We start from the raw sequence: 13302 nt of genomic DNA on the forward strand, positions 1-13302 counted from the left end.
TATATGCAACAAAGCTTAAAACAGTAAAACGTTTTACTAAATCAATTTTAAAGAAAAAAAAAGATGAATAAAACAAATGCGGGTAACATATTGGTTACAGTATAATTTTAGTTAAAAACCTGAACGAACTGATTTCCAGAATAAAAATAAGGGATGCCTGTTTAAGCATCCCTTATACTAATTAAGTGTTCTTAATTATAACCCGGATTTTGGGTGAGTTTTGAATTATTCTTGATTTCGGGTGTTGGAATCGGGAATAAAAGATTTTTTGTTTGCAAAGGCAGGTTTACACTTTTATTAACATGCCCTACAAAGCTGTCAAAACTATTGGTACTTTCATTATAAGCCTTGCGCAGGCGAAGCATATCAAACCAGATAATTCCTTCATAGCACAGCTCATGCCAGCGCTCTTTCCAAACGGCTTCTTCAAATTGCGTTTGTCCAAGCCCTGCTAAATCTCCAAGCAAAGCCCTTCTTCTAACTGCATTTACCGCTGCATATCCGGCTAAATTTGGCGATCCATCAGCACGGTTTTGTGCTTCTGCATAAATTAATAAAACCTCAGCATACCTGATTTGCGGGATATTTAAATCACTTCTGGTTGTTCCTTCAACACCTAATGTACCATTGGCAACAATATCAAAGTGTTTAAAAATATAAGGTTTCCCCCTATTTACCAATGGCATTTTAAATCCGTCAGTATAATAATCGGTAAAGAAATAGCCATCTCTGTTTTTTGCTCTTAAATCTCCGGCTTCATACGATGTGTAAAAATCGTTGGTGGGTATCGCTGTTCCAATTCCATCTATTTTAGAAACCAATGGTTGGTGCAGTGGTAAATAAGAAGATTGAAGCGGATTGCCAACGCCGGCCGCATCATTATATTGAATACCAAAAATGTGTTCAATCCTATTATCATTCTTTGCATCATGTATGGCTCCATAAGTTGCAAAAAGATTAAGTGTGCCTGGATTGCCAGTGGAATAATCGATTACTTCCTTCGCTTTATCAGCCGATAAACGGTAATATGCTGCACCTTTATTTAGTGGCTGACCTGCCATGGTTAAATAAACTTTTGCCAGCTCTGACTTAATTGCTGCTGTAGAAACCCTTCCACTGGCATCCATAAAAGGCAAACCAGCTGATTCTGCAAATACTAAATCATCTACAATTTGTTTGTAAACCTGCTCCTGAGGTGTTCTGGCAGGATAAAAATCAGGATCGTTAGGGCTTGTTATCGGTTTTACAATTAAAGGCACATCGCCCCACAAACGTACTAAATAGAAATAGGCCCATGCCCTTAAAAAAGAAGCTTCTCCTAAAATCCTTTTTTTCTGCACCGCATCCATCGGGTTAATGCCCGGTACTTTATCCAACAACAAATTGGCTTGTGCAATTACTTTGTAAAAGCCATTCCAGTTTTGGTTAATGTGCAGGTTTGTTCCATCGTATATTAACGAATACAGGTTGTTTAAATCAGAATTTTGTGCAGTTTCAGTAGATTGTATGCCTGTAGGGGCATCAAGCATTTGCCAGTTATTGGAATAAATTCCTGCTCCGTTTCCGATGAACCTGATTTCAGAATATATTGCCGCAATGCCAGCCTCGGCATGCTCTGGCAAAGTATAAAAACTACCTGGAGAAAGGTTGGTTGGGTCTTTTTCTTCTAAAAACTTTTTACAACCTGAATTTCCAATTATTGCTCCACCCAAAAGCAGCAAAGCAGTGATGTTTTTTATGTTGATTTTCATTGTATCTTTCTTTAAAATGGTTTACAATCCAATGTTTAAGCCCACCATAAATGTGGTTGGTTTTGGATAATCAAAAAATGTTTGTCCTTGCGCAAATGCATTTCCATAGGTTGTTACCTCAGGATCGTTGCCCGTGTATTTTGTTGCGATAAAGAAATTTTGAACTGAGGTATAAACACGAAGTTTGCTCAGGCGCAATTTTTCGACAAGTGCCCTGTTAAAAGTATAGCCCAGTAAAAGGTTTTTTCCACGGATAAAAGAACCATCTTCCAACCAATGTGTATCTACATTGGTTACATAACCAGCTGATTGATCCCTGATGGCCGCGATAGGTGTATTTTGGTTTTGTGGTGTCCATGCATTTAATACACTTGCAAAACTATTGGCTTGTACTTGTCTATCTTCGCCCGAGTGATGCGTCATGTTCAACACATCGTTGCCATATGAATATTGAAGTTCAACAATTAAATCAAAATTTTTGTACCGGAATGAGTTTGAGAATGATCCCCAGCCTTTTGGCATTCCGTTTCCAATAATCTGGCGATCAGCATCTGTTATGGCGTGATCTCCGTTTACATCCAGGTATTTAATATCGCCCGGTAATAAAGTTTTGCCACCACGATAACTTACATATTTAGCCGCTTCATCTCTTTCTGCTTCACTCCAGGTACCTAAACGAACCAATCCCCAGAAAGAACCAACAGGCTCTCCCACTCTGATGATACCCGTTTGATTAGTAAAGTTTGGGTTACCAACGCCAAAAATATCATCAGGGGTAGCCAAAGAAAGTACCTTATTTCTATTTAGAGAGATATTGAAACTTGTTTTCCAGGTAAAATCCTTACTCTCAATGTTTACGGTATTAATGCCAAGGTCTAAACCTTTATTTTGCATCGAGCCTATATTTTTACGGATTACAGCATAACCAGTTGTTCTTGGAACAGGCGCATCCAACAACATGTCGGTTGTTTTTCTGTAGTAAAGGTCTGCTTCCAGGTTAATTCTGTTATTAAACAAGCCCAATTCCACCCCTGCATCATATTGCGCTGTTTTTTCCCAAACCAGGTCAGGATTAGCCAGTCGTCCAATTCCAATACCGGTTACTTTACCATCATTTATAATGGCAAAGTTATTAGCCAGCGTAGATAAAGATTGGTAGGCAGGCAGTTCTGAATTACCACTTAAACCGTAGCTGGTTCGTAATTTTAAATTAGAAATGGTTGTATTTCCTTTAAGGAAATCTTCATCTGAAGCTTTCCAGGCCAATGCTGCAGACGGGAAAAAAGCAAATTTGTGGTTTTCTCCAAATTTAGACGAACCATCTACCCTGCCGGTAAAAGTAACCAGGTATTTATCTCTGTAGGCATAATTTATCCTTCCAAAATAAGAGTTAAAAGCCGATTTATTTCTGCTTGAGCCCACAGTAATGGATTTACTTCCTGAGCCCATATTATTGTTTCCAAAGAAATCGGTTACAAAATTTTCTGCATGGCCGGTACTGCTAAAGAAATTTGTTGCTTGCCAGGATATCCCCAATAATGCATTAATGGCATGTACTTCGGCGAAACGTTTGTTATAAGTTAAATAATTTTCTAAAGACCAGAAGGTTTCTCTATCGTTGGTTACATTAGCGGTACCGTTCTGTCCGTCAGAAATACCATAAAGTTGCTTTGCATTATATTCATTTATATTCCGGCTTACAATGTTAGCGCCCAGTTGGGTACGAAATTCCAGATCTTTACTAAAGGTAATGTTCGAATAAATACTACCCAAAGATGTTTGCGTAACCATACCGTATTTTTGATCGGTTAAAATGTGAACAGGATTAGATCCTCCTTCGGCCCATGGAATTAATTTATTATCGGCCCAGGTTCCGTTAGCCAGTTTTATAGGTAAAAATGGGAAGGCCTCTGTAATCATACGTACCGAATTTAATCCCCCTGTTCCCTGGTCTACAATATTTTCTACCTGATTATTATAGCTTAAATTACCACCCACTTTTAACCAGGGCTTAATTTTGCTATCGAAATTAAAGCGTCCTGAATAGCGTTTTAAGAATGAATTAAGCAACAATCCTTCATCATCACGATAGCCTGCAAAAACACCATAAGTGCTGTTTTCATTACCGCCGGTAAAACCCAGCTGATGATTTTGCGAGAGCTTATTTTGAGTAGATTCTTTTAGCCAGTCGGTATTATACAAAGGATCGCCATTACCGTCGAAAAACTGTGGCAAAGCAATTCTGGCTGCTTTAGGAACCGGCGTTGAAGCATAATTTCCGGCAGCCCAGCCAACCGGATCGTACACCTTTATATTTTCATAGGCCAGATCCTGCACTTTTATATATTCGTAAGCATCGAGCATTTTAACATGATGCGAGGATAATGTATTTATTCCAAAATCAGCATCGTAGGTAATTCTTTGCGAATTGGCCGTTCCCTTTTTGGTGGTAATTAAAATAACACCATTTGCGCCCCTGGCACCATAAATTGCTGTAGATGACGCATCTTTTAAAACCTCTACAGAAGCAATATCACTTGGATTGATATAATCTATTGCATTACTGTTCTGCGTTTGCGAACCAACTGGCAAAGCCACCCCATCTACCACATAAAGCGGGTTATTACTGGTATTAATGGAGCTGAAACCCCTTATTTTAATACTGGTTTGCCCGCCCGGACGGCCTGAGTTTGTATTTACCTGCACACCGGATATTCTTCCGGCCAGTGCCTGGTTTAATGATGAGGCTGGCCTTTCCTGCAGTTCGCTTGCTTTTACCACTCCTACAGAACCTGTAAGATCAGTTTTTTTAACGGTTCCATAGCCAATAACAACAACTTCATCCAGCCTGCTGGCTTCGGATGGCGATATTTTGACACTGATGCTGTTTTGACTTCCAACAGTAACATCTTTCGTTTCATACCCCACATAAGAGAAGCGCAGCACATCACCAGGATTGGCTTCGATACTGAATTTACCCGAATCATCTGTTACAGCCGATTTGCCGGAAGATTGATTCTTAATTCCAACACCTGGGAGCGGAAGATTTTTTTCATCCAGCACCGTTCCGGTGATTACTTTTCGGACCTGAATTAAAGTTCTTGGTTCATACTTTGTCAAAAATCCTCCGGGCGAAACCCCGTCGTGATTCATTGAAAATGCAGGACTATTGAGCAAAAAAAGCGCAGAAAGTCCTGAAATCTTGAGTAGATTGATTTTCATTTAGTTTTAGTTAATGGTTAATTAAAATAGTTTTCTTTACTGGTTAAAACGTTTTACTAATTATTTATAAAATTTGCGAGTACAAGTTTTTTGTACCTAATCAGCGTGAAATGTTTAAAATGAAATAACTGGGTGTAAATTGGAACTACGTTTTAATGTGTAGATTTTCCATGTAACTAAATAAATTATGCATACAGAAATTGCATAATACGGAAGTATTAGTCCTGAGCTCATAAATACATTTGGTTTAGTTTGATAAAACGATTTATCAATCCAATAATAAATATTTTTCCTTCATTTTCAAGTCGGCGATGAGCAACATATATGTTACACAAGACAGTCGGATAACAATACGGCCTTAATTTAGTAGTTATACAACTACAAAAAAATCATTTTAAAAAGAAGAATAATCAAAGAATGAATAAATAAAAATGCGCGCAGATTGCTGTTTATTTGTAGATATTATGACAGGAAAGCCTATATGGAGCCTACAAATACCATACGTTTATAGGATTTTAAAGGAAATCAAAATCAATCAGACAATTTTTTCAATAAGTAAGGTTTAACTTCTTGAAATTAATTTAGCAGGAATAATAACCTGCTGGTTGGCAAGTTTTGTTTTTGAGGAAAGCTGGTTTAAAATTAATTTAATTACTGCTTCTGCAATTTCTTCAAGCGGTTGTTGTACTGCCGAAATTAGCGGCGTATGCAATTCAAAAGCTTCATGATCATCGTATGCAATTACAGCAAGATCTTTCCCTATAGTTTTTTTGATTTGTTTAAGGGCTTTTAAACCACTTATGGCTAAATAATTGGTTGCAAACAACACTGCATCTATTTCGTTGTTTTTAAAAAGTGCTTTTATATGATCAATGGTTTCCTCTTCTGCTTGTCCAAAAGGCACTCTTAAAACTAAATGCTCCTGATAAGGAATTTTATAATCGGTTAAAGCTTGTTTATAACCATCAAAACGTTCGATAATTTGTTGCACACCTACATCTGTAGTAACCAAAGCAATATTCTTTTTACCAGATTTGGCAAAACTTTCTATAGATTGATAGGTTGCCGTAAAATGGTTGGCCCCTACATAATTGGTATCAATATCGGGTAAATTCCTATCGAAGAGTATTACGGGTTTATTATCGTTTAAAAGCAGTTTTATATCTTCCTCAATCCCTACAATCGGAGAAATGATATAAGCATCAACTTTCCTTGATTTGAACATATTGATAAGCTCCTGAGCTTTTTCTATGCTATTTTCGGTACTGGAATAGATAATTTTATAGCCTTTTTTATACGCTTTATCTTCAATAAGCCTGGCAATTTTAGAGAAAAACGGGTTTGAAATATCTTCTACAATCAAACCAATAATATTAGAATTGCCCGTTCTTAAACTTCTGGCTATTTGGTTGGGCTTATAGCCGCTTTCACTAATAATTTTTTCAACTTTTTTAATTACGGCCTCGCTTATCGATTTTTCCTTAGCTTTTCCATTGATAATAAAGGAAACCGTAGTAATGGATACATTGGCTTTTAAAGCAATATCTTTTATGGAAAGGCTTTTCATTATGAATAATTATTTAAGGATGTATAAACGAATATAAATTATAGATTTCGATTTTGGCTAATATAATAGATAATCGGGTATTTTTTTGAAAATACGATTGTATTTAGCGAGCCTTTAACAAAATTTAAGCTTTTTCGGAAGTAATAACGGATAAAAATACAAAAGGTGCAAATAATTTGCACCTTTTGTATAACTAAATTAGTAACCCGGGTTTTGGGTCAGTTTAGTATTTAAATCCCGCTGTTGCTGAGGGATTGGATATAATGTTCTTGTAGCAACTGATGGTGTATGATCCCACCAGCTACCGGTACTAAATTTACCAAAACGGATTAAGTCGTTTCTTCTAAATCCTTCAAATATAAATTCCCTGCCTCTTTCTTCCAGCAGCTCGTTTAAATCTAAAGTTACAGTAGTATACGCTTTTCCTACCCAGGTTGCAGGTGTATAGGCTCTTGATTTACAAGCATTGATTAGATCGACAGCTTCTGCGGTAGCCATACCACCATTTTTACGCATTAAAGCTTCTGCTTTTGCAAAATAAATCCAGGTTAAGCGGTAAACATTCCAGTCGGTATTGTTGTAATTCGGATCAGGCTCTACCTTAACACCATTTACAATACCCGGCAATGAGTTTCCAAGTTTATACTTATTAAAACGAATGCCACTGTTTTCTTCTCCTTCGCTCATGTTGGAAAGTGTAGAATTTTTTACATTTCTTCGAATGTTATCAACAAACTCAAGTGGTTTACCTGCATACTCTACTGTACCTTTAACCGGTGTTACGCCATCAGAAAATGAAAGCTGTGGGCCTGCTAAAAGCCAGCTCGTTTTGCGAAGATCATCTGTTTTATATGTTGTGTAAACACCGGGCACTAAAACTACACCATCGTTGCCGTTTCTACCGCCGCCATAAATTTCCTTTTGCGAAAAATGATAAAACTCTCCCGTCCACGAAGGTTCAAATTTAGCCCTCGTAAAATCATAAGCAATGGAGAATATTACTTCTTTGGAAAGATCATTGGTATTCTTAAACTGATCGTTAATGTTTGGGTCTAACTGCATGTTTCCACTTTGTCCGCCGGCCTGCCCGTTAATTAACTGATCTGCCGCAGCAATACAATCGTCCCAGCGTGGTGTTCCTGTCCATACCTCAGCATTGAGGTACAATTCAACCAACATGGCATAAGCACTGGCCTGACTCATACGTCCTAACTGCGCCCTTGATAATTTTGGAACATTGCCCAGGTTATCCTTAATCTCCTTTTCTACAAAAGCAAAAACATCTTTTCTGGATGATGTACCGGGCAAAACAGGATTAGATGGATCTACGATTGAGGTCGAAATTGGAATATTGCCAAACAAATCCATCAATTTTAAATAATGGAAAGCCCTTAGGAGTTTTAATTCAGACAGGTATGCATCTTTTTCGGCCTGGGTAATGCCCATTTTAGAAATGTCTCTTGATTCTATGTTGAAAATAGGGTCGTTACAGTAACCAACACCTCCATACATTAAAGACCATGCATTATTAATGCCGGCTTCATCAACTGTCCAGGCGTGGTAATGCAGCCTTTTCCATTTACCACCATCTTCTCCGTGGGGGCCTTTTGTTGGCCAGGCCAACTGATCTGCCGACAATTCTGCCAGGCGCCACCATCCATCCTGCCCCGAAGGTGTAACCCAGGCATTTGCATGGGTATATGGTCTTAAAACGGCAGATAGAACTTCGTTTTTGTTGTTATAGAACTGATCAGCCGGAATGCTGTCGTATGCCTTTTCATCCAGATTGGTGCAGGCGCTTCCTAAACCAGTGAATAGAATAAGTGCTGTATATATGATTGATTTGTTTTTCATTGTTGTATAAATTAAAAGCCTATGTTAACGCCAAAAAGAAAAGATCTGGTGCTTGGATAAGCGCCACGACTATCAATTCCGGGGCCTAAACCAGTATCCTGAACAAAATCAGGGTCGTTACCCGAATAACCGGTAATGGTTGCTAAGTTTTGCCCCGTTGCGTAAACCCTGAAATTACGAATGACTTTACTTTTTAGCTTGAAATTATAACCTACAGTTACTTCGTCAATTTTAACGTTGGTACCGCTTTCTAAATAATAATCGGAGTACATATATGTGTCCTTAATGGCACTATATTTTGTAAACGCATCATTTAAATAATTGGAGCCGCTAATGAAGGGGTTACCATAAGAAAGTGCTGTTGTATTTAAAATATCGTAATCAAATTTACCCCTCAGGAAAATTCGGAGATCAAATTTCTTATACGTAAAATTAGCCGTGTAAGAAGCGTAATATTTTGGAATCGCATTTCCAATTGGTGCTAAATCAGATAAGTTTTTATCCTTTGAATAGTTAATCTTATCGTTACGAACAGCCTCTCCGTTCCTGTTGTAAAACAACCATTTACCGTCTGCATCAAAACCGGCGAATCGTTTACCATAAAAAACACCTAAATCTTCCCCTTCGTAGGTAATAATGGCATCGCCTAAATCTCCTGATCCACCAATTGCACCAAAGGTTTTATATTTTACCTTATAAACATCATTAGAATAAGAGTTTAGTTTATTTTTAATTGTGCTGCCGGTAAAATCCATGCTAAATGTAAAATCTTTGGTTTTAACCGCTTGATAACTCAGGGCAAGCTCAATACCTTTAGAAGAGATTGTACCTACATTGGCATATATTCTGGTTTGTACAAAAGGTGGCTGAGGTGTAATATATTCGTCTAAAAGATCTTTAGTTGTGCGGTTAAATAAATCCAATGATCCTGTTAGCTTACTGTTAAACAAGGTAAAGTCTGCTCCAATATTGGTTTCACGCTTGGTTTCCCACTTTAAAAAAGGATTAGGGTTTCTGGATGGACCATAGGTTTCGCGGTAAACTCCATCCGGGTAAAGATATTTTCCACCGCCACTTAAGGTTACCCTTGATGCGTTGTTACTAAAGCCCGAGTTACCCGTTACGCCGTAACCGGCTCTTAACTTTAAATAGTTAACCCACTTCACATTTTTCATAAAACCTTCTTCAGTAACATTCCAGCCTAATGAAACAGCGGGGAAATTACCCCATTTATTATTTGCGCCAAAACGCGAAGAACCTTCTCTCCTTAAAATAAACTGGGCTAAATATTTACCATCAAAAACGTAGTTAATTCTTCCAAAAAAGGCAATCAGGGTATTATCATTTTTAAAACTTCCCATAGCGGCCTTACCATCTGCTAAAGCTTGTCCTGCACCTAAATTGTCTTCGTGAAACTGATCATTTAAAAACCCGCGGTTGCTGGCTTTCTGGCCTTCTTCCATGTTATAACGATAACTGTAACCGGCTAAAGCGGTAATGGAATGTTTAGCTAAAGTGGTTGTGTATTGCAATGTAGGCTCAAATGCATAACTCTGCGAAAGGAAGTTATTTTTAAATCCATATCCTCCATTTGGATAATCGCTATTTTCGACAGAGTTTTCACTTCCAATAAGGGCATAGCCGCCATCGATATAAAAATCGCGCTGTAATGAACCGAAAACAGATCCTTTTAATCCTTTAACAATATCTATATCTGCTTTAATATCAGCCGAGCTGGTCTGTTGTTTGCGATAGCTGGTTTGCTGAAACAGTTTTGCATATTGGTTGGTACTTTGGTTATCAAAATAGAAAGAACCATCTGCATTGTAAATTTGTTTTGTTGGGTTTTTGGCCAATTCCTCTTCCCAGCCACTTCCATTCAATTCGTTATCATAAAATTGTAACGGACTTCCATTAGAAAGTAAATTGGCGCGATTAAAATTGGTTGCCAGGTTTAACTGCAAATTTAACTTATCGTTAAAAGCTTTTTGGTTTACATTTATTCGGGCAGTATATTCTTTTCTGCCATTCTCTAAAGCAATTCCTTGTAAATCACGGTAGTTTAAACTTGCGCGGTAACTGGTTTTGTCGGTTCCTCCAGAAAGGGAAACATTATGGTTTTGAGATAAATTACCATGATTAACCAGTTTATCATACAAATCATTATTGCCTCCATAATCAATAGCATTGATTTGTCCGGAAGCAATTTTAGACCTGAATTCATCAGCCGTTAAAAAGTCCAGTCGGTTCTGGATAAATTCTTTCCTGATGTAACCCGAGTAATTAATGGTTGGTATACCTGGTTTACCTTTTTTTGTGGTGATTAAAATTACGCCTGCATTTGCACTTGTTCCATAAATGGCTGCACCTGAACCATCTTTCAAAACATCAATAGATAAAACATCATCCTGTTGAAGTAAATCCGGATTACCGCCGGGAATACCATCAATAACATACAGCGGAGATGCGCTTCCGGTAACAGATACCACCCCACGCAATTGCACACTCGGACTTGAATTTGGATTTGACCCCGAGCGGGTAATATTTAAACCGGCTACTTTTCCCTGCACCAGATCTAATGCACTACGGGCACCGCCCTGCCTAAACTGGGCTGTATCAACGTGTGCCACTGCCGAGGTAACTTCTTTTGATTTTAAAGTACCATAGCCTACTACAACTACATCATCAAGCTTTTGCGATTCGGAAGGAACCAGGTTAACCACTAAAGGGGTATTTCCAGATCCTGCAGGCATAGATTTTGCCTGGTAACCAATATAACTGAATAATAAAACATCGCTGGCTGAGCTAACTTTTATCGAAAACTTTCCATTTTCTTGTGTTACTGCGCCTCCTGTTTTACCCTGGATTTTAATTCCAACCCCTGGTAAGCCAATCTTTTTTTCGTCCAGAACAACTCCCGTAATTGTTTTTTGCCCGGTTGAATCTGCTGGTTTTGCTGTAGCAGGTTGCGCCACAGCTGATGGGTTTGATGAACCCAAAGGATTTACCGGCTTTTTAGTGGTGTCGGCAGTGTTTACAACTGGTATTTTCTTAGTCGTATCCTGCCTTTTGGTGGTGTCCTGTTGAAAATATAAAAAATTTTTCTTGTCGTTTTCGCCCTTGGGACTGGCGAATAATTTCATGGATGAAATCAGGAAAAAGCATAGCAATCCCAATCTCGCTGGTAAAAAGTTTTTCATTGGCACTCATTAGGTTTAGAAATAATTAGTTCGCAATGCGGCAAACAAATTACACTTAATCAATGAGGCGTTTAAAAGATTAATTAGATGAAAAGTTTTCCGCAAAACGATTTAGTAACGCTTTAAATGCGGTTTTGTTTTAAACAAAATGAAAAAACTTTAAAAAGTGTGTGGTTAAGGTCGTTTATTTTTGCTGCATGTAGCTGTATATCAGCCGGGCTGTTTTTTCTGATGCACCAGGTTTTCCCATTAAATCTAAGAGCTCCTCATAGTTACTCAACATAGATTTTCTACCCGGTCCTTCGAGGATAATACGCAGTTCTTCGTCAACCTTTTTTGTATTGCAATCTTCCTGAATAAGCTCGGTTACAATTTTCTTATTTACAATAAGGTTAACGAGCGAAATGAATTTAATTTTAACCAGCATCCTGGCAATGGCGATAGAAATTGTACCGCCTTTATATACCACAACCTGTGGAACTTTAAACAATGCGGTTTCTAAAGTTGCGGTACCTGAGGCCACAATTGCAGCCTCGGCAATTTGTAAAAGGTCGTAAGTAGCATTAAACAGTAAATGAACATTTTTTTCACCCGTAAACTGCTCATAATAAGATTTGTTAAAAGTGGGTGCAGCAGCTATAGCAAAAACACAATCCGGATATTGATCGGTAATACTTAACATTACAGGCAACAATCTTTCTATTTCTTGTTTCCGGCTGCCGGGTAAAAGAGCAATGACTTTTTTATTCTCTAAATTATACCGCTCTCTAAAATTTTTATCTGCCTTAAACTGATCAACCGCATCCAGCAACGGGTTGCCTACATAATCAACATTCATTCCCCATTCCTTGTAGAAATCTACTTCAAATGGCAAAATGCAAAACATATGATCCACCACACGTTTTATTTTTAAAACCCGTTTTTGGTTCCATGCCCAAACTTTTGGCGAAATGTAATAACAAACTTTTATGTTATTGGCTTTTGCAAATTCTGCAATTTTTAAATTAAAGCCAGGAAAATCAATAAGAATTAATACATCAGGCTGCCAGGAAAGAATATCTGCCTTGCACGATTTCATATTTTTAAAAATCGTCCGCAGGTTTAAAACCACCTCTGTAAAGCCCATAAAGGCCATATCGGCGTAGTGTTTTACCAACTCGCCACCTTCTGCCTGCATTTTATCGCCACCAAAATACCTGAAATCTGCTTGGGCATCTTCTGCCTTTAAAGCTTTAATTAAATTGGCACCGTGTAAATCGCCTGATGCTTCTCCGGCTACGAGGTAGTATTTCATATTTTTGGAATGGAAAGTGCGAAATTAAAAGATAAGCGGTTGAAAATAACATATAAAAACTGAACGCTTCCTCTTACAAAGTTGCTTTCAATCTTTTTATATTTTCCAGCTTTTAAATAGCCGCCTAACTTTTTCATTATTAAGCTACTTTATAAAAGAAAAACACAAAAGCACATAAAAAAGTAGCCGCAAGAATCCCTCTTCCAATATTTTCCTTATTGTGTTTAAAAAAATACTGCATGGTATAGGCATTTATTGCTATGCCACCAATGTATAGTAAATCTGCTTTAGAAAGGTAAAACACATGGTGAATTAAATACCAGGCTATTGAACAAAAAATAGCGGGACTTAATAAACCAATCCCTACACCAACCCATACATTGTTATTCAGTTTTTTTAAATTTTCGTTCATTT

Annotated in this window: 8 protein-coding genes; all 8 read right to left on the reverse strand. The window is 37.7% G+C overall.

Annotated features, from left to right (window positions below):
• Positions 1-191 precede the first annotated feature (191 nt).
• A complete protein-coding gene (locus tag R2Q77_RS12550) occupies positions 192-1751 on the reverse strand; it encodes a RagB/SusD family nutrient uptake outer membrane protein (protein ID WP_316804066.1) in 1560 nt (519 codons plus the stop codon).
• Between the two features lie 21 nt (positions 1752-1772).
• Positions 1773-4973: a TonB-dependent receptor gene (locus R2Q77_RS12555; RefSeq protein WP_316804067.1), complete on the reverse strand. Its 3201-nt coding sequence runs from the start codon at positions 4971-4973 to the stop codon at positions 1773-1775.
• Between the two features lie 562 nt (positions 4974-5535).
• Complete coding sequence (locus R2Q77_RS12560) at positions 5536-6540, reverse strand: LacI family DNA-binding transcriptional regulator (RefSeq protein WP_316804068.1); 1005 nt, start codon at positions 6538-6540, stop codon at positions 5536-5538.
• A 198-nt stretch (positions 6541-6738) separates the two neighbouring features.
• Positions 6739-8394: a RagB/SusD family nutrient uptake outer membrane protein gene (locus tag R2Q77_RS12565; protein ID WP_316804069.1), complete on the reverse strand. Its 1656-nt coding sequence runs from the start codon at positions 8392-8394 to the stop codon at positions 6739-6741.
• An 11-nt stretch (positions 8395-8405) separates the two neighbouring features.
• Complete coding sequence (locus R2Q77_RS12570; RefSeq protein WP_316804070.1) at positions 8406-11594, reverse strand: SusC/RagA family TonB-linked outer membrane protein; 3189 nt, start codon at positions 11592-11594, stop codon at positions 8406-8408.
• Between the two features lie 184 nt (positions 11595-11778).
• Complete coding sequence (gene lpxB, locus R2Q77_RS12575; RefSeq protein WP_316804071.1) at positions 11779-12888, reverse strand: lipid-A-disaccharide synthase; 1110 nt, start codon at positions 12886-12888, stop codon at positions 11779-11781.
• Positions 12885-13025 carry a hypothetical protein gene (locus tag R2Q77_RS12580; protein ID WP_316804072.1) on the reverse strand — a complete coding sequence of 47 codons (141 nt, stop codon included), beginning with the start codon at positions 13023-13025 and terminating at the stop codon, positions 12885-12887. Before R2Q77_RS12580 ends, lpxB begins: the two co-directional genes overlap by 4 nt.
• Before the next feature lie 2 nt (positions 13026-13027).
• Positions 13028-13300, reverse strand: coding sequence for a stationary phase survival protein SurE (locus tag R2Q77_RS12585; protein ID WP_316804073.1), 273 nt, complete (start codon positions 13298-13300; stop codon positions 13028-13030).
• Positions 13301-13302 lie beyond the last annotated feature (2 nt).

It is taken from the genome of Pedobacter nototheniae (genome assembly GCF_032678625.1).
Taxonomy (GTDB): Bacteria; Bacteroidota; Bacteroidia; order Sphingobacteriales; family Sphingobacteriaceae; genus Pedobacter; species Pedobacter nototheniae_A.

Bases quoted from the DNA above. Each gene is read 5' to 3' on its own strand.
- R2Q77_RS12550 (WP_316804066.1), bottom strand. From the start codon at position 1,751: ATGAAAATCAACATAAAAAACATCACTGCTTTGCTGCTTTTGGGTGGA.
- R2Q77_RS12555 (WP_316804067.1), bottom strand. From the start codon at position 4,973: ATGAAAATCAATCTACTCAAGATTTCAGGACTTTCTGCGCTTTTTTTG.
- R2Q77_RS12560 (WP_316804068.1), bottom strand. From the start codon at position 6,540: ATGAAAAGCCTTTCCATAAAAGATATTGCTTTAAAAGCCAATGTATCC.
- R2Q77_RS12565 (WP_316804069.1), bottom strand. From the start codon at position 8,394: ATGAAAAACAAATCAATCATATATACAGCACTTATTCTATTCACTGGT.
- R2Q77_RS12570 (WP_316804070.1), bottom strand. From the start codon at position 11,594: ATGAAAAACTTTTTACCAGCGAGATTGGGATTGCTATGCTTTTTCCTG.
- lpxB (WP_316804071.1), bottom strand. From the start codon at position 12,888: ATGAAATACTACCTCGTAGCCGGAGAAGCATCAGGCGATTTACACGGT.
- R2Q77_RS12580 (WP_316804072.1), bottom strand. From the start codon at position 13,025: ATGAAAAAGTTAGGCGGCTATTTAAAAGCTGGAAAATATAAAAAGATT.
- R2Q77_RS12585 (WP_316804073.1), bottom strand. From the start codon at position 13,300: ATGAACGAAAATTTAAAAAAACTGAATAACAATGTATGGGTTGGTGTA.